Here is a 19,154-nt window from a genome sequence, read left to right on the forward strand (position 1 = left end):
TGGTATTCGAGTCGCAACAACTCACCTATCGCGAATTAAACGATCGCGCCAATCGCTTAGCTAACTATTTACTCACCATCGGGGTCAAATCCGGCGACCTCGTTGGCATTGCCCTCGATCGGTCGATCGAGACGATCGTCAGCATTTTGGGCATTCTCAAAGCTGGCGGCGCCTATCTCCCGCTCGATTTGAGCTATCCACCCGAGCGGCTAGCGTTTATGCTGGAAAATGCGCGGGTGTCAGTCTTGCTGACTAAAAAAACAGTGCGCGATCGCCTGCCCAGCCACCCAGCCCGAACCATCGATCTCGATACTGACTGGGATGATATTGCCCAGGCTAGCCAGCTTAATCCGCAGCGATCGGGGCAAGCTGACGATCTGGCCTATGTGATGTATACTTCTGGCTCGACCGGACAGCCCAAGGGCGTTTGCATCCCCCATCGCGGCGTCGTACGATTGGTTAAAAACACTAACTATCTTGATTTTAGTCCGCAGCAAGTCTGGCTCCAACTAGCACCGATCTCTTTCGATGCCTCCACCCTAGAGATTTGGGGCAGCCTGATCAATGGCGGAAAATTAGTCTTATTTCCAGGTGATAAGCCATCTTTGAGCGAATTAGGCCAGGCAATCGATCGCCACCAGATCACCACGCTGTGGCTGACAGCGGGACTATTTCATCTAATGGTGGACGAACGGATTGAGGATTTACAGCCGTTGCGCCAATTGATTGCTGGCGGTGATGTGTTGTCAGTCCCTCACGTCCGCAAGGTCTTAGCAACGCTACCCGATTGCCAGTTGATTAATGGTTACGGGCCGACGGAAAATACTACCTTTACCTGTTGTTATCCGATTTCTAGCCTAGAGGGGTTAACCTCAGTCCCGATCGGCAGACCGATCGCCAATACTCAAGTCTATGTATTAGATCCCGATCAGCAACCAGTGTCGATCGGCATTCCGGGCGAACTGTATATCGGTGGCGATGGATTGGCACGCGGCTATCTCGATCAAGACGAGCTGACCCGCGAAAAATTCGTGACCGATCCGTTTGCCCCTGGGGAAAGACTGTATCGGACTGGAGATCTAGTCAGGTACTTACCCGATGGCAATCTCGAATTTTTGGGACGGATCGATACTCAGGTCAAAATTCGCGGCTTTCGGATCGAACTGGGCGAGATCGATGCCGTTCTTGCCCAGCATCCGGCGGTGCGGGAAGTGCGGACGATCGATCGTGAAGATCGTCCAGGTGATAAGCGATTAGTTGCGTATCTGGTAATCGATCGCGCGGCACCAACGACGGAGATTGACTGGCGATCGTTTCTCCAATCAAAATTGCCCGATTATCTGATCCCGTCAGCGTTTGTCATCGTCGAAACCTTGCCGCTAACGGCCAACGGCAAAGTCGATCGTCGAGCCTTACCAATGCCAGAGTACGATCGACAAGCAGATGCCGATCTGCTGGTAGCAGCTCGCGACGAAATAGAGCAGCAACTGACGGAAATTTGGGAACGGGTCTTAGACGTTCGTCCGATCGGGATTAGTGATAACTTCTTTGAATTAGGGGGTCATTCACTGATGGCAGTGCGACTATTTGTCGAAGTCGAGAAGATTTGGGGAAAAAATTTACCATTAGCTACACTCTTTCAAGCACAGACGATCGAAGATTTGGCGAAGGTATTGCGACAAAAAGAATGGGTAGCGGCTTGGTCGTCATTAGTATTAATTCAACCTGGTGAGCCAAAACCTCCATTATTTTGCGTTCATCCGATTGGCGGAAATATTTTAGAGTATTATGCCTTCGCAAATTTCCTCGATCGGGATCGACCTATATATGGACTGCAATCTCAAGGACTAGACGGCCAGCAAAAACCTTTTCGTCGAGTAGAAGATATGGCGAGTCACTATCTCAAAGAAATTCGCACTATTCAGCCTCACGGACCCTATTTTATGCTAGGCTACTCGTTTGGTGGACTAGTAGCATTTGAAATGGCTCGTCAGCTAGAAGCTGATGGAGAAAAGACCCAAATGCTAGCATTACTAGATTGTAGCGCACCTAATTTACCTAGCGCGAGACCATCAGTAGCGCAATCTTTGAGAATTCATTTATGTAATCTCTGGCAGCTCAATTTTCATGAAAGATCGAGCTATGTGATGGGTCGAATTACCTATCGACTAACAAAAGATAATCACAGAGATTTTCTGGTCAAAAGTTTGTACAAGCCCACAGACATGACTCCACAATTATTGGATGTGTTGGATGCCAACTTACAAGCCAGCGAAGATTATCTTGCGCGCCCTTACAGAGGTAAAATTACTCTTTTTCGTTGCCAAGTTCAGGATCTCGAACACTATCTTCATCCAGAACTTGGCTGGAGCGATCTAGTCAATGGAAATGTAGATGTCCATCATGTTCCGGGATCTCACTTTAGAATGATGAAAGAACCTAGAGTCCGTGGTTTAGCAGGAAAAGTTAGATCTTGTTTGTAGTGATTATGACCAGATGTTAGCTAAATTCAGATCTAAATATTCAAGAGCGATATCTTTCGATCGAGATTAAAGTCAATTCACGAAGATTTCTTATTGTCAATGCCACAAAAAAACAAACTAATAAGTAATTCTCTAGCAATGCTAGTCAACAGACTAACACAAGGAATTGCCACTTTTATCCTAACTGCGACGATCGCTCGGACGTTGGGAGCTGAGGTCTTGGGTCAATACCTACTGGCAATGAACTATTACTTCATTTTTGTAAATCTTTTTTCTCAAGGTTTCAAAACTTTATTTACCAGAGAACTCTCCCTCAATCCAGAAATAGCTCCAATCTATCTAGTTAGTGGTACTTTACTACAGTTACTATTTGGTCTGATTGGCTATATTGCAATGTCAACGACAATCTTTATTTTACCATATAGCGATACTACCTCTGCTATTTGTTATCTCGTGGGGGCAATGATTATCCCATTTGCTCTTTCTAACATTACTGAGGCAATTTTTCAAGCGCAGGAAAAAATGTATTTAATTGCATTCTCTACAGTGCCAATTTACATCCTGCGTTTATTAGCAATAATTTGGTTTTTACATTTACAATATGGTCTTGAATATGTTGTAATTACTCTAATTATATCGGAGTCGTTAATCTTGATCGTTCAATGGTTATTGTTACTTAATATAGTTAAGCCAAAATGGCAAATAGATCGAAACTTTATCTGGAAGGCTGTTAAGGAATCAAAAACTTTTTTCGCGCTCGAAGGCATGGGGATTATTGCTAGTAGAATTGATATTTTAACTCTCTCTCTCTTGGGTAGTGAAGCAATCGTTGGCATTTACGGTGCCATCTGTCAGTTGCTACAGCCATATGATATTGTCTCTAGTAGTTTAGCTTTAGCTGCATTTCCGAGTATGTCAAAAGCAGTAGCAGAAGGCAAAACCAAACAGCGTCAGGTTGCAGAGAATGTGATTGAAATCCTACTATGCATCAGCCTACCTTTTTTAGTTGGTATCTACTTTATTGGCGATCGATTGCTATTATTCATCTATCAGAATCCAAGTTTTACAGATCGAGCAGTCATCTTACATATTATCTCGCTATCCTTAATTACTGCGGCATTCTCTCGACCTTTCAATTTTCTGTTAATAGCTAATGGGTTAGAAAAACTAAATCTGATAGAAGTTGCCATCACTACTATCGTAGGCGGCTTTACAGGGATAGTTTTAATATCTCAGTTTAAATTAATGGGTGCAGCATTAATGAGTTTATCAATAAGTTTTACCAATTTTAGTGTGATGATGTTTTTCGTACATAATCGACTATTTCACATCCAATTATTGAAAATAATGTTTCGACCATTGTTGATTAGTTTTTTGATGGTTATCGTATTTTTAGTAATGTATCAAATTAATCTAGATTTTTTATCGACAGTAGTATTAGCAACTTTGTTTTATATTGGATTTACTACTTTGCTAGTTGTTCGCAAACCTGGAGGGATTTATTTGTGAAAGTCGCTTTATTACATTTCTGTTTTGAAGATTATACAATCGAGCTGGCTAATAGTCTGGCAAAACACGTTGACTTAACTCTAATTCAACCAGAAAAAGTCTACACAACATGTCGCGATGCACTCGATCCCGCTATTCGCACGATTAGCTTTGCTAAGCCACGGATACGAGATCCCAGAAATGTATTGTCTATGATGCAGATGATGCGGATTATTAGAGATATTCAACCAGATGTATTGCATGTTCAGGAAACGAACGATCCTTGGTACGATCTAACCCTGAAGATGAGTCAAATGCCACCATTAGTCACTACCATTCACGACGTCTTCCGTCACCCTGGAGATAGGCAAAGTGTATTTGGCTCTGAATATACCAGAAGAATCGCATTTCAACGCTCTCAACAGCTAATTGTTCATGCTCAACACCTGAAGGGTGCGATGATCGAGCACTTTAAAGTTCCGGCATCAAGATTAAATGTTATACCTCATGGCGAACTGGGCAGCCTGTATCAGCGAACGGCGAAAAATCAAGATCCTGTAATTAGAGAGCCATATACACTGCTGTTTATGGGTAGGATCTGGCCTTATAAAGGACTAAAATATTTAATAGCAGCAATGCCATTAATTGCAAAAAGTATTCCAGATATTAAACTCATTATTGCTGGAAAAGGGGAAAATATAGAGCAATATTTTCCAGAAGATGACGATCGGAGCCGTTATGAAATTTTAAATAGATTTATTGAAGCAGATGAAGTAACATATCTATTCAAAAAAAGTACTTTGTCTATTTTGCCTTATGTGGAAGCATCTCAAAGTGGAGTAGCAGCATTAGCTTTTGGAATGGGATCGCCAATAATTGCATCTGATGTTGGTGGTCTATCCGAGATAATTAGACATGAAAAAGATGGATTGTTAGTACCCCCAGGTAATGTTCGTGCCCTAGCTGATGCGATTATTCAACTATTAAAAAATCGACCACTACAAGAACAGATGCAGCAGGCACTATTATGGCGTTGCCAGGGAGATTTGAATTGGGCGAATATTGCCGAAAAAACAATAGAAATATATTACAAAGCAATAAAGATGGGGTTGACTACTCAATCATGAATAAGCTATTCAACTTATTTGAAAAGATATTTACAATCATTTCCTTTATTCATTATTCTGGTGGTCCATTACTTCTCATCCTCTCTGGTGGTGTAAGTGAGGGTGAAGAAGGTGATGATGCTACTTTCCCACTTATTAGTCTAATACTTATAGTAATTTATTTTATTACTTTCTCCTTACTACTTTTAAGATGGAAAAAAGTATTTTCAGTTATTTTAAGAGGTGGATCTATTTGGTTGTTATTCGGATTAGCTACATGTTCTATTATTTGGTCTTATTCACCAGAACTAACAAGAACTCGTGTCATTGCCTTGATTGGGACACTGCTGTTCTCACTGTATTTTGCTAGTCGCTATACATTGAAAGAACAGCTCAACTTACTAGGCTGGGTGTTTGGCATAATTGTAGTCACAAGCTTATTTTATTGTATATTATTACCCAAGTATGGATTGATGAGTGGCATTCATACTGGAGCTTGGCGAGGCATTTATAATCATAAAAATGTTCTCGGTAAAATCATGGTGCTTAGTTCTGTTGTCTTTTTACTACTGGCAATGGCAGCTAAAAAACATCGCTGGATTTTCTGGAATCTACTCAGTGGATCGATTATACTACTCCTGCTTTCAAGATCTTCATCATCTTTAATTAATCTGCTGATTTTAGTTGGCATATTATTATTTTTGCACGTTTTATTTATGCATATTTTACGCTGGAACTATATGCTCATAATTCCAACCCTAATCGTAATTCTATTGTTTATAGTTATTTTGTACTCATTTCTGGCGACTAGTGGGGAACAAGTCGCAGGTATCTTTGGCAAAGATTTAACACTAACTGGGCGTACGGCTTTTTGGCCTCTGATCTTAGATAAAATTTCGGAAAAACCTTGGTTAGGATATGGATTTGGCGCATTCTGGCAAGGATTAGAGGGTCCCTCTGCTTACGTCTGGAACGCATCAGCTTTTAAAGCACCAAATAGTCACAATGGTTATTTAGATCTTTGTCTAGAACTGGGATTAACCGGACTCTCTATCTATTTATTTAAGTTTGTGAGCAGCGTTCACAGAGCGATAGCACTCATCAGATCTGTGAGCACACCAGATGCATTGTGGCCAGTACTATTGCTTTCTTATATTGTCTTGTCTAATTTAACTGAGAGTTCGCTCGTACTGCAAAACAACCTATTATGGACTCTCCAGACATCAACCTTCCTTTCCCTCTATAGATCGCCTTTAAATAAGGTAACAGATCCACTTTTAAAATAAGTAGAATCAAGTTCGATCTGTGTCAGGATATTAAATAGTATCGAGTATTTGGAAATAATAAATGAAGATATATCAGCCATGAAAACAATACGGATTTTGATGCTAGGAGAAAGTTTGGATAGACAGGGAGGTATAGTTTCTGTTGAAAAACTGATCCTGGAACAAGCTCCTGCCGAAATTAAAATTAGCCATCTAGCTACTTTATCATCTGGATCGAAAACCCATAAAATATTAGTATTTTTTAGAGCTTTAGGAATATTATGCTGGCGGCTCTTTAAACAGGAAGCTGATATTGTTCATATTCATGTTTCAGAGCGAGGAAGTGCTTTTCGTCAAGCATTGACTACTCTGATTGCCTGGGTATTTCGTACACCAGTAATTCTTCATACTCATAGCGCAGATTTTCAGGTATTTTACGCCAATTTACCACACATGATTAGAGTCGGATTAAGTTGGATATTTGGCAAATCGACTCGATTTATCGTTTTATCAGAGAGTTGGGGGAAATTCTACATCGAAAATATTGGGTTGAAAGCCGAGCAAGTAGTTGTCTTACCTAATCCAGTAAAATTCCCTTTGAAGATTCCTCAAAAAATCAACAGCGAGAAATTAATTTTTTTGTGTTTAGGGAGAATTGGCGAGAGAAAAGGATCGTTCGATCTGATCGATGCTTTTGCGGCTATCCCTTCAGAACAAAAACAAATGGCAGAGCTAATTATAGCGGGGGATGGAGAAGGACAAAGAGCTAGAGATACGATCAAAAATCTCAACTTAACTAAATATATTAAAGTTTTGGATTGGGTTGATGAGCCACAACGGGACAAACTTTTGGAGCAAGCAGATGTGTTTGTGTTGCCTTCATATAACGAAGGTTTGCCAATGGCTCTACTTGAAGCTATGAGTTGGGGATTACCTGTGATTACCACGGCTGTAGGTGGAATACCTGAGTTAGTCATTTCTCATGAAAACGGCTTATTGCTGCAACCAGGGCAGATTCAAGAATTATCAGCAGCAATGCAGTCGTTAATTATCGATCGCGAATTAAAACAGAGATTGGGTGAAAATGCCAGAGAGAGTGTTAAGTCACTGGACATCAAAGATTATATCGTTCATTTAATCGATATCTATCACTCGATCTTAAGGTGAAGTATTAGGCACACATGTAGTTTATTATTCGTTAATTTAAATATTATTACAATGCAAAAATTTTCTGAAGTAAAAGTTTTAAATACAAGATTTCACAAGCTAACAGTGCAAGACTTAATTAATTATATCGTGGAGGCAGGTAAATTAGATAAGAAGACGATCGTCGCACATGTAAATGTGCGAGGAATCAATTTTGCTTATCAATTGCCATGGTACTGTAATTTTATCAATAATGCTGATTTAGTATTTTGTGATGGTATTGGGGTAATATTGGGTGCAAAGATTTTGGGTTATGAGATCGGATCTATGCATCGAATGACATGTCCAGATTATATCGAAAATCTAGCGTTGGCTTGCGAGCAACACAATTGTTCTTTATTTCTGCTGGCTGGTTCTCCAGGAATAACAGATAAAGCAATTAAAAAGCTGCAAGCTATTGCACCTAATTTATCGATCGAAGGACATCATGGTTATTTTGATAAGAATGGTAGTGGTAATGATAGTGTAATTGAAAAAATAAACAGATTTAAACCTGATATTTTATATATTGGTTTTGGAATGCCATTACAAGAACGCTGGATTTTAGATAATTTAGATAAGATTGAAGCTCGCGTTTTTTTACCGCTTGGTGCTTGTTTGGATTTTTACACTGATTCTGTGTATCGTGGTCCACAGTGGCTCACAGATAATGGGTTTGAGTGGTTGACAAGATTGATAACTGAACCTACCCGATTATGGGAAAGATATGTTGTCGGTAATCCATTATTCTTGTATCGGGTTTTCAAACAAAGAATTACTCAAGGGATGATTCAAAACTGCCCAGATAAACGTTAGCTAAACTGGTGGTAAGTTTTTAGCAGCATGATGTTTGATGTACCTTGCTTGTTTGGCAACTCTTTTTCAAAGCGTTTAATTAAAATACAAACTTATCGAACGTGGCTAAAATACCTGTGAATCGGTTACTGTCCAGACGAAAAGTCTTGATTATAAGTCTTAGCTCTTTAATCACTTTTGTCTTGTTGTCATTAGGTGAATTAAACGTATTAAGCTATGTGATTCGCACATTGTCTAATCAAAAGAAAGTTATAGATATTCAGAAAAGAACCTTTAGAGTAGGCAGTAAAAAATCCCTGAAGACAAGAGCTAAGGCTAAAGGCATAATTTATGGATCTTTTCCAGAAATCTATCAGATTGAATTCGAGCGAGATCGAAATTTACAGTCTAGTTTAATTCGAGAATGTGCCATGCTCACTGTGGGCTGTTATTGGAATCGCACTCGTCCTAGTCTCGAAACTTTTGACTTTACCGATAGTGACTATTTTGTTCGGTTTGCATCGAAAAATAAAATGCTGGTGCGAGGACATCCCCTCGTGTGGCATGAAGCTTTACCCACATGGTTATCGTCAACACTTAATAGTGGCAATGCCGAGCAGATTTTAGCTCGCCATATTCAAACGACGGTTAGTCGCTATGCTGGAAAAATGCATTCGTGGGACGTTGTCAATGAAGCAATTGATGTTGGAAAAGACCGTGCTGCTGGAGAGCCTGGAGCCTCCGGATTGAGGCAAAGTCCTTGGCTAGAGTTTTTAGGAATGGACTACATCGATCTCGCTTTTCGACTAGCAGCTAAAGCAGATGCTAAAGCTAAATTAGTTTATAACGAATATGGAGTGGAATACGATCGACCTGAAGATGAAGCCAAACGCCAAGCTGTCTTAAATTTATTGCAGCGGCTCAAGTCAAAAGGAACGCCTATTTACGCACTAGGTATTCAGTCACATTTACTAGGCGATCTCGATAATTATCATCTAGATAAATTCCGAGAGTTTATCAATAATGTCGCTAGTCTTGGTTTGAAAATCATGATTACCGAGATGGATGTGTCTGACGACAAATTATCTCAGGATATCAAACAGCGAGATCGGATTATTGCTGGAGCATATGAAGATTATCTCTCAATTGTTTTAGCCCAAAAGGCAGTTGTTTCTGTAACTACTTGGGGATTAAGCGATCGATATACCTGGCTGTCATGGAAAAGACCTCGTCCAGACAAGTCGCACGTACGACCTTTGCCTTTCGATCGAGATATGAAACCTAAACTAGCCTGGAATGCGATCGCACGGGCATTCGATCGCGCGCCAAAAAGATAGTTATAAATATGCTTAATTATCCTAAACTTATATCTTTGTTGATCTTGGTTTGGGTGTCAACTAAGCTTTACCAATTAGCCATCTTCAACCTCTATGTATTTAGCTAATCCTGATGAAACAACAACTTGATTCATTGCAATTAGTCAATTTTGATTGGATTCTATTATTTGAATGTAAGTATTTTGGCGGATTTAATATATGAAATCTTTGATATAGTAGTGAAATACAATGAAGTCGTTAATCTGAGCACTTTCAGCCTTAGACGATCTCGCGATTACAAATACCCAACCAGTCTTAGTTAGTAATTTACTAAAGATCGGGAACATAACTATCTAAACGATATGGAATCACAGGCTGAGGAAATACCCTTAGAACATCGCCACATTATTGGTATGCGTGTAGATGCAACTACCTATGTAGATGCCACCGACCGGATTGTGACTTGGGCAAAAGCAAAAGTGGGCAAACGCGTTTGCGCTGCCAATGTCCACATGGTCATGGAAACATACGATCACCCCAAATTTGCCGATATTGTCAATCATGCCGATTTAGTTACTCCCGACGGGATGCCATTAGTCTGGGGTTTGCAAGCTCTGGGTGTCAAAGATGCCGCCAGAGTTTGCGGGCCATATCTGACGTTGAGTGTGTGCGAGGCAGCAGCGCGGATGAAGTTACCAATCGCGCTCTATGGTGGCACCGAGGAGAGCCTAGTTGATTTTACTAATTTCTTGGTTGACAAATATCCTGGGATCGAAATCGCTTGTCGGATTTCACCACCGTTTCGCGAACTCACCCCCGCTGAAGATACCGCTTACACCGAGCAAATTGTCGCCTCAGGAGCGCAAATTCTGTTGGTGGGGATTGGCTGTCCGCGCCAAGAAATCTGGATGGCAGCACATCAAGACCTCATTCCAGCGGTAATGCTGGGGATCGGGGCTGCTTTTAATTTTCATTCCGGGCATGTCAAACATGCTCCCAAATGGATGCAGATCGTCGGGTTAGAGTGGTTATTTCGGCTGATAATGGAACCCAGACGGTTGTGGAAGCGTTATTTCAAACAAAATCCGCGCTTTATCTTTTTATTCGTGAAACAACTACTCACCTCATAAGTATTTAAAATAAGTCGCAATTTATGAGTGCTGACGATCGACTGACAGTCATAATACGGCTTGATTAGCATCGACTTGTAGGCCAATTTTCCTTGGTGTTGAGATCTAATTGACTGCGGCTGGAAGTGCCGCCAAAGCTGTTTTGTTGACAATCAAACTTGATTTAGCAGTCGATCGCCAACTGGGCTGGAATTGCGATCGCCATCACTGACGATCGACTGCTGAAATGATAAAGTCTCAAGTCAATAGTTACTGACTGTAGTCCGATTCGCGATCGCGCTGCTGCATGATGAGCAAGCATTTTGGCCGATTCAACTTCGTGACTTATTGATATAATTAAAAATTATATATAAAAATTTATGGAATCTCAAGAATCTATTGACTTAAATTTAAGTCATTATTTAGTGGCAGTAAAACGGCACTGGATTCCTGCCGTCACTATTTTTGCTGCTACATTGGCATTAAGCATGGTGGGAGCCTCATTACTGAAACCCACTTATCAAGCAGAAGGAAAATTATTATTCAAGAGTCCGACCTTTAAAGTGATCGGCCCTAATCTCGTACCAACCACCATGGAAGGAGGCGAATCCAACGATTTGAAGTCACTGGTATCGACTCAAAATCCCATCAGCACACAGATGGAAGTGATTACTTCGCGACCGCTATTACAGAAGACGATCGAGCAACTCCAACTCAAAAACGATCGGGGCAAATTGCTCGAACCGAGCGAACTCCAAGCCGGTTTGACAACTAAAATTGTGGGCGGTGCCGATATTTTGCAAGTTAGCTACAAAGGCCGCAATCCTCAAGATGCTGCCAAGATAGTGAATACACTGATGAATGTTTATCTAGAAAATGACATTCAGATCGGTCAAACTGAAGCGGAAACCGCTCAAAAATTTATGGACCGGCAGTTACCAAGAACGCAAGCTGCGACAAATATGGCAGAGGTAGCAATCCGTAAATTCAAGCAGCAAAATAAGATTGTCGATCTAGCAGAGGAGGCCAAGTCGGCTGTTAGTATTATTGGAAATTTGGATACTAACATTAACACGATTCAGTCAGAATTAGAACAAGTTAATGCTCAGAGTCAAGAACTACATAAAAAGATCGGCCTCAATTCGCAGGAAGCTATAGTTGTTAGCGCAGTTAGTCAGTCGCCAGCAATTCAAGGAATTATCACTCAGATTCAAGATATTGACAGGCAGCTTGCCATTGAAAGCAGCCGCTTTTCTGAAAATAATCCGCTCATCATCAGTCTCAACGAGAAGAAATCCAAGTTAACGACTCTGTTGCAACAGCAAGTCCGGCGGACGATCGGCGAGCGATCGGCGATTCTGCCAGGATTATTGAAAATTAGCGAACTCAAACAAAATCTGATCGCCGATCTCCTCAGAGCTGACGTCCAACAAACTGGTTTGGCTAAAAAACTGACTTCCCTCCAGAACTCGCGTTCTGCCTACGAAAAAAGAGTCAGTGTCATTCCCCAACTATCACAAACTCAACATCTGTTAGAGCGGCAGCTAGAAGTATCTCAGACGACATATCAATTGTTATTAAAAAAAATTCAAGAGCTGCAACTAGCAAAACACAAAAATATCTCAAATGCCAGAATTGTGGCTAGTGCTGTGATTCCTAGCAAACCGGAGACAACTACCAAGCTGCTCCTACAAGTCGTGGGTGGGTTGCTCGGTGCCTTCCTGGGTACTAGTGCGATCGCTTATCTGGAAATCAGAGACAAGTCGCTCAAAACTGTTGCCGAGATCGAAAAGGCATTTGGATATACCTTGCTAGGGGCGATCCCGGCTGGGAAAAAGCTCAAAACCCGCCCCCGCAATCGTCAGCCAGTATCCACCTCGCTGGAAGTTGCCGTCAGAGATACGCCGCAGTCATTGACTAGCGAAATGTCTCGATCGATTCAAGCTAACCTGCGATTTCTGAGTACCGATCGCCCCATCCACACGATCGCCGTTACTAGTGCAGTTGCGAATGAGGGTAAATCCAAAGTCGCCGCCAATTTAGCCGCCGCGATTGCTGGACTCGGACAGCGGGTGCTGTTAATCGATGCCGATCTGCGCGTACCTTATCAGCATCGGTTCTGGAAACTGCCCTTGAAGAGAGGTTTGAGCGAATTATTAGCTACCAAATCTAAGTTTAAGCTTCAACAGCTATCGTGGACGGTGATGGATAATCTCGATATCCTGACGGCTGGCTCCCAGCCGATTCATCCCCTCGCTTGTTTGGAATCCCCACAGATGCGGTTATTGCTGCAACAAGTTACCGATTTCTATGATTTCGTGATTATCGATACGCCACCGATCTTGGTAGCCAGCGATGCCTTAACGATCGGTCGGATGACCGATGGGATTATAGTGGTATCCCGTCCTGGGGTGATCGATGTCAACACTGCTCGCTCGGCACGGGAGCAACTAGAAATGTCCCATTGTGATGTGTTGGGAGTAGTTGTCAATGGCGTGATCTCCAAATACGAAACCGAAGATCGGTTTACCGCGATCGCACAATACCATAGTCTCGAACCAGACTCAGAAGCGCCGTGGGGCGATTATATGACTCAACTGGGTGCCACGATCGCCGGACAGATCGAACAGGACACAAAATTCACCGACTTTAATACTCCGACGACCATGCTAGGTAAAGTAGATAAACCTCGACGGCGCAATCGCGCGTGAAGGTTGGGAGTCAATCGAGCGGCGTATAATAGAGAGACTTCAAACTCTTAATCGTTATGCGCGTTCAGGTAATTGGTGGTGGTTTAGCAGGTACCGAAGCAGCTTGGCAAATCGCCCAAGCTGGCGTACCCGTGACTCTATACGAGATGCGACCCCAGACTTTGAGTCCCGCCCATCATAGTGAAGAATTAGCCGAACTCGTCTGTAGTAACTCTTTTGGTGCCCAATCGACCGATCGCGCTGCTGGTTTGTTGCACGAAGAATTGCGCCGCTTGGGTTCGATTATCATTCAGAAAGCCGACCATCATGCCGTCCCCGCTGGGGGCGCATTGGCAGTCGATCGCGGCCAGTTTAGTAGCGATTTGACGCAGACTTTAGCCAATCATCCCCTGGTGGAATTTCGCCGCGATAATGTCGCCGAAATCCCTCGCGATGGGATTGTGGTGTTGGCGACGGGGCCATTGACCAGTCCGGCACTGGCTGAAGATCTGCAACGGTTTGCGGGGATGGATTACCTCAACTTCTTCGATGCCGCTAGTCCGATTATCGTCGGCGACTCGATCGATAAAAATATTGCTTTTTTCGCTTCCCGCTATGACAAAGGCGAAGCAGCCTACCTCAACTGCCCGATGAACAAGGAGCAATATCTCCACTTCCAGCAAGAGTTGTGTACTGCCGAGCAAGCCGAATTAAAAGATTTCGATCGCGAAACTGCCAAGTTTTTTGAAGCCTGTCTGCCGATCGAAGAATTAGCCCAACGCGGTGAAGAAACCATGCGCTATGGCCCCTTAAAACCCGTCGGTTTATTTGACAGTCGCCGAGGTGATTTCAAAGCCCCTGAGAACCAAATTCACCGTCCCTATGCTGTGATCCAACTGCGTCAGGAAGATAAAGCCGGACAACTGTGGAATATGGTCGGCTTCCAGACTAATTTGAAGTGGGGCGAACAAAAACGAATTTTCTCGATGATCCCTGGTTTAGAGCGGGCTGAATTCGTCCGGTTGGGCGTGATGCACCGCAATACATTTATCAACTCGCCGCAATTGCTCTCCGCCTCGCTCCAATTTCACGCCCGCCCAGATTTATTAGCCGCCGGCCAAATTATCGGCACTGAAGGTTATACCGCCGCCGCAGCGGGTGGTTGGCTGGCGGGAACGAATGCCGCGCGGCTGGCTTTGGGACAAAAACCGATCATCATGCCAAATGTGACGATGATGGGTTCGCTATTTGATTTCATCAGCACTGCCGAACCAAAGTACTTCCAGCCGATGCCCCCAAACTTTGGCATTTTCCAAGAGTTGCCAACTAAGATCAAGAATAAGCAAGAACGTTACGGAGCTTATCGAGATCGATCTTTGAGTGCGATCGACGAACTGATTGCCAGTCAATTAGCACCAAAATATGCGATCTCTGATGCCTCGATTTAGTTACTAACTAACTTTGGTGCGTTACGCTTCGCGATAACACACCCTACCTTTGGTGCGTTACGCTTCTGCGAAGGCAGACGCTACGCGAACGCGATAACACACCCTACTAACTATGTTGTCCGTTATTACCAGATGCAACTGCATTCAAGACTGGTACTTCAGCAGTCACTTCTGGTGTTAATGTGGCTTCAATGCGATCGGGAATCGGATTGCGAGCCATAATCAAGGCGATCGCGCGGCTGACATTATCGGGGAAGATCGTTACCAAGGCATGTTCGGGAGCATTGTCTAATGCCCATTCGATCGCTTCGGACTCATTGAGCATAATCGAGCAAGGTACTGACGACTCTGTGGCGGGCAAGACTTGCTCGATGCCTTGAACGATTAATTCGGCGACCTCACCCCAGGCGCGACCGCGATTATCATCATCTTCTTTGACGATAATTCGATCGAAAAACGTCGCTGAGAGTTTACCCAGTTCGATCAGATCTTCATCGCGGCGGTCGCCAGGGCCACCCACCACCCCAATTGCTGGGCCAGTCCAGTTTTTGACAAAGCTACCGACCGCCGCATATCCGGCGGGATTGTGGGCATAATCTACCAGCACATGATAACGACCGAGATTGAATAAATTCATTCGACCTGGTGTCTGCTGGACGGAAGCGCGGAAGCTTTGTAAGGCCGATCGAATCTGTTCGATATTCACCCCCTGAACGAAGGCAGCCAGACTCGCGGCGAGCGCATTGGCACTCATAAATGGTGCGCGTCCGCCCAAGGTCAGCGGTACGCGATCGACTTGCTCGATCCGGTGTACCCAGTCTTGTTGCAAAATTGTCAGACAATCTTGGACATAAACTGCGGCAATCCCGCCCCGCCGCACATGCGATCGCACTAGTGGGTTGTCAGCATCCATCGAGAAATACGCTACCTTCCCGCGCACTTGGTCGGCCATCGCCGCGACGCGCTCATCATCGGCATTGAGCACGGCATAGCCATCCGCGCTCACGGTTTCGGCGATGACGCCTTTGACTCTGGCTAATTGATCGATCGTGTTAATATCGCCCAGCCCTAAATGATCGGCAGCGACATTTAAGACGACACCGACATCGCAGCTTTGGAACGCCAACCCCGATCGCAAAATCCCGCCGCGTGCGGTTTCTAGTACCGCGATATCCACAGTCGGATCTTGGAGAATAATCTGCGCACTTTGTGGCCCTGTGGTATCACCCTTTTCGACCAAGCGACCGCCGATATAAATCCCATCGGTCGTGGTAAAGCCCACAGAATCATAGACCTGACTAAAAATGTGGGCGATCAGTCGCGTGGTGGTCGTTTTGCCATTCGTCCCCGTCACTGCCACGATCGGAATCTGGGTGGGGGCATTGGGCGGAAACAGCATCTGCAAAATGGGTGCGGCGACATTACGACCGACGCCTTGACTGGGGGAAATATGCATCCGCAACCCAGGTGCAGCATTGACTTCGACGATCGTGCCGTCGGATTCGCCCAGAGTTTTGGTGATATCGGTGGTAATCACATCGATCCCCGCCACGTCTAAGCCGATAATCTTGGACACCCGTTCGGCTAGCCACAGGGTTTCAGGGTGGATCTCGTCAGTCCGGTCGATCGCGATCCCACCCGTACTGAGATTTGCCGTTGCCCGCAGATAGCAAGTGTGACCCTTGGGCAAGATCGTCACCAGCGAGACGCCTTGACGACGGAGCATTTCATCGGTCGAGTCATCTAACTCGATTTTGGTGAGCATATTGTCATGACCCGTACCGCGCCGCTCGTCTTGATTTTCCCGATCGATCAGGGCGGCGATTGTCGTCTGTCCATCGCCGATCACATGGGCTGGTACTCGTTCGGCCACGGCGACGACCTTGTGATTGACGACCAAAATCCGATGGTCGCGACCTTGGTAAAAATGCTCGACAATTACACCACTAGAAATTTCCCGCGCGCGATCGTACCCGATTTCAGCGTGCTCCCAATCCTGAATATCGATCGTAATCCCGCGACCGTGATTGCCATTGAGCGGCTTGATCACGATCGGATAGCCACCCAACCGGTCGATCGCCGCAGCTAATTCGCCAAAGGAGTAAATCGTCATCCCCTTGGGCACGGGCACGCCCATACTCGCTAAGATATTTTTGGTTTTTTCTTTATCGCAAGCCAGCTCGACCCCTAAAATATTACTGTGGGAAGTCAATGCCGCTTGGACGCGCTTTTGATGCTTGCCGTAGCCAAATTGAAATAGATCGCACGTCTCCAAGTGCATCCAGGGAATCCCCATGGATTCGGCTTCTTTGACCAACGCGTCGGTACTCGCACCCTGGGCGGCATCCGTCCGGATTTTCATCAGGTCTTCCAAATCGCGATCGAGTTCGGCCTGGGGATAGGCACCCAGCTCAATAATGCTCTGACACAAGCGCAGGGCGGCTCTAGCGGCATATCGACCCGCTGCTTCGATCTGGTACTCAATGACCACCTGATAGACCCCTGGATTCGCCGTCTCGCGGGTGCGACCGAATCCGACTGGCATCTCGGCTAAGGTTTGGAGTTCGAGGGCGACATGCTCCAAAATATGCCCCATCATCGTCCCTTCCTGGACTCGACTCAAGAACCCACCCCGACAACCAGGCGAACAATGATGCTCCTCCAAGCTGGGCAGGATGGCCACCAGGCTGTCATAAAATCCGGGAATCGTATTGGAAGGTCGATCGGCCAACTCCTCCAAATCCAACCGCACGAGAATCAGCTTTGAGCGACGAATACTCCAATAGTTCGGACCTCGAAGCGTTTGAGTTTGGAGAATTTTCATATTGATAGGGTGGCTTTTGTCGATCGCACATTCAAAAGAATGGAACGTTGTGATTTTAAAGACAGAAACTCGTCAGTTTATTATTACAAAATTCTACCGTGGCATGGCTACACTATACTCAAGTCTTGGCTTTGAATATTTTTTAGTCTGACTCTTAGTTAATTTCAAATCGAATCTCTAATTCTGTGTTCTTTGATACATCTCGATCGATCTCAGCCACGATAACTCACAGAAATCGGCCATTTGAGTGGGGTGCAGATCGATCGACGCTACTGAGCCGATCGAATTGATTACAATATTTGCATCGAATGCAATACATGATGTTATGACTTCTACCCCTACTCTCAAACTGACGATCGAGTTTATCGATCCCGAATTAGAGCTAGCACAACGGGACGAACAGGCACAATTCTTGATTGACGAACTGCGGGACATCGATGAAATCGATACAGTCGATCGCGTCCTCGATCCCAATCCCCCAGCCGGAAATAAATCTGCTAGTGGGTTTCTGCTGGGTTTATTGATGGCGCAAGTGAAAGTCGATAATGCCAAAAAATTGTTCGGTTATTTGCGCGAGCGATTGGGTAGTAAATCGATCGAATTCACCGTCGAAGCCAATGGTAAAAAACTTGCGGTGAAAGCCAGCAGTCGGGAAGAATTAGATTACGCGATTAAAGCTGCGACAGATTTTATCTCTAAATAGGCTCTGACTTATGAAAAAAGTAGCGTTATTGATTGGGGTGAGTGAATATGATGGCTTGAATCCGCTGCCTAGTGCAGTGGAGGATGTTGATGCCCTCTATAGTGTTTTGGTCGATCCAGAACGGGGTGAATTTCTCGCAGAAAATGTGACCGCGCTGAAAAATCCCGATCGACAGAAAATGGAGGAAGAAATTTATTGGTTGTTTCATGATCGACACAAAGACGATCTGCTGCTATTTTATTTCTCTGGACATGGGATTAAAGACGATCGCAATCATCTCTATCTAGGCACGCGCATTACTTGCAAGGACAAAGGTGCGTTATTTCAGCCATCAGCGGTAGCCGCTACCTATCTACACCAGCAGATTGAGGCGAGTCGATCTCAACATCAGCTAATTATCTTAGATTCTTGCTTTAGTGGCGCGATCGCCCAAGGCATGACCGTCAAAGATGATGGTAATGTCAGATTGGAAGATTATCTCGGCGGGAAAGGCAGAGCAATTCTCACCTCATCTACCGCTACCGAATATTCGCTTGGAGCCGAACCAACCGAGCATGGCGATACGGGACTATCGATTTACACTCGTTATCTAGTGGAAGGGATCGCGACTGGCGCAGCCGATCTCGATGAGGATGACTGGATCTCTGTCAATGAGTTACATGAATATGCATCTAAAAAGGTGAAGCAAGCCGCTCCAGCGATGACTCCTAAGTTTTATCCAGTGGAAGAGGGCTACAAGATC

General features: G+C 44.4%; 13 protein-coding genes. 12 read left to right on the top strand and 1 reads right to left on the bottom strand.

Going from position 1 to position 19,154, the window contains the following annotated elements; translation table 11 throughout:
* The 10 genes from RMO27_RS02645 to trmFO all read left to right on the top strand — a co-directional run.
* The coding region (locus RMO27_RS02645) for an amino acid adenylation domain-containing protein (protein WP_309728802.1) at positions 1-2,483 on the top strand (2,483 nt) is incomplete at its 5' end.
* 99 nt (positions 2,484-2,582) lie between these two features.
* Complete coding sequence (locus RMO27_RS02650; protein WP_309728805.1) at positions 2,583-3,992, top strand: oligosaccharide flippase family protein; 1,410 nt, start codon at positions 2,583-2,585, stop codon at positions 3,990-3,992.
* Complete coding sequence (locus RMO27_RS02655) at positions 3,989-5,098, top strand: glycosyltransferase family 4 protein (protein ID WP_309728807.1); 1,110 nt, start codon at positions 3,989-3,991, stop codon at positions 5,096-5,098. The genes RMO27_RS02650 and RMO27_RS02655 overlap by 4 nt, the downstream gene beginning before the upstream one ends.
* Complete coding sequence (locus RMO27_RS02660) at positions 5,095-6,363, top strand: O-antigen ligase family protein (protein ID WP_309728809.1); 1,269 nt, start codon at positions 5,095-5,097, stop codon at positions 6,361-6,363. The genes RMO27_RS02655 and RMO27_RS02660 overlap by 4 nt, the downstream gene beginning before the upstream one ends.
* Before the next feature lie 48 nt (positions 6,364-6,411).
* The gene (locus tag RMO27_RS02665) at positions 6,412-7,509 is read left to right on the top strand and encodes a glycosyltransferase family 4 protein (protein ID WP_309728811.1); all 1,098 of its coding nucleotides are present in this window, start codon (positions 6,412-6,414) and stop codon (positions 7,507-7,509) included.
* A 51-nt stretch (positions 7,510-7,560) separates the two neighbouring features.
* Complete coding sequence (locus tag RMO27_RS02670) at positions 7,561-8,343, top strand: WecB/TagA/CpsF family glycosyltransferase (protein WP_309728813.1); 783 nt, start codon at positions 7,561-7,563, stop codon at positions 8,341-8,343.
* 230 nt (positions 8,344-8,573) lie between these two features.
* Positions 8,574-9,659 carry an endo-1,4-beta-xylanase gene (locus RMO27_RS02675; RefSeq protein ID WP_309728815.1) on the top strand — a complete coding sequence of 362 codons (1,086 nt, stop codon included), beginning with the start codon at positions 8,574-8,576 and terminating at the stop codon, positions 9,657-9,659.
* Between the two features lie 341 nt (positions 9,660-10,000).
* Entirely contained in the window at positions 10,001-10,768 is a 768-nt protein-coding gene (locus tag RMO27_RS02680; RefSeq protein WP_309728817.1) for a WecB/TagA/CpsF family glycosyltransferase, read from the top strand.
* Positions 10,769-11,127: 359 nt separating this feature from the next.
* Positions 11,128-13,458: a polysaccharide biosynthesis tyrosine autokinase gene (locus RMO27_RS02685; protein ID WP_309728819.1), complete on the top strand. Its 2,331-nt coding sequence runs from the start codon at positions 11,128-11,130 to the stop codon at positions 13,456-13,458.
* Positions 13,459-13,514: 56 nt separating this feature from the next.
* A complete protein-coding gene (gene trmFO, locus RMO27_RS02690; RefSeq protein WP_309728821.1) occupies positions 13,515-14,885 on the top strand; it encodes an FADH(2)-oxidizing methylenetetrahydrofolate--tRNA-(uracil(54)-C(5))-methyltransferase TrmFO in 1,371 nt (456 codons plus the stop codon).
* Positions 14,886-14,991: 106 nt separating this feature from the next.
* On the opposite strand, the gene cphA is transcribed toward trmFO, so the two are convergent.
* Positions 14,992-17,709 carry a cyanophycin synthetase gene (gene cphA, locus RMO27_RS02695; RefSeq protein ID WP_309728823.1) on the bottom strand — a complete coding sequence of 906 codons (2,718 nt, stop codon included), beginning with the start codon at positions 17,707-17,709 and terminating at the stop codon, positions 14,992-14,994.
* Positions 17,710-18,034: 325 nt separating this feature from the next.
* Between cphA and RMO27_RS02700 the strand changes: the two genes are divergently transcribed.
* Together RMO27_RS02700 and RMO27_RS02705 are read left to right on the top strand one after the other, a co-directional pair.
* Positions 18,035-18,412 (top strand): hypothetical protein, encoded by a 378-nt coding sequence (locus RMO27_RS02700; protein WP_309728825.1) that lies wholly within the window; start codon positions 18,035-18,037, stop codon positions 18,410-18,412.
* A gap of 10 nt (positions 18,413-18,422) precedes the next feature.
* Positions 18,423-19,154 (top strand): caspase, EACC1-associated type (locus RMO27_RS02705; RefSeq protein WP_309728828.1); only part of this gene is annotated, 732 nt, incomplete at its 3' end.

Origin of the sequence: Chamaesiphon sp. OTE_75_metabat_556 (genome assembly GCF_031378165.1) — a bacterium.
Lineage (GTDB): Bacteria > Cyanobacteriota > Cyanobacteriia > Cyanobacteriales > Chamaesiphonaceae > Chamaesiphon.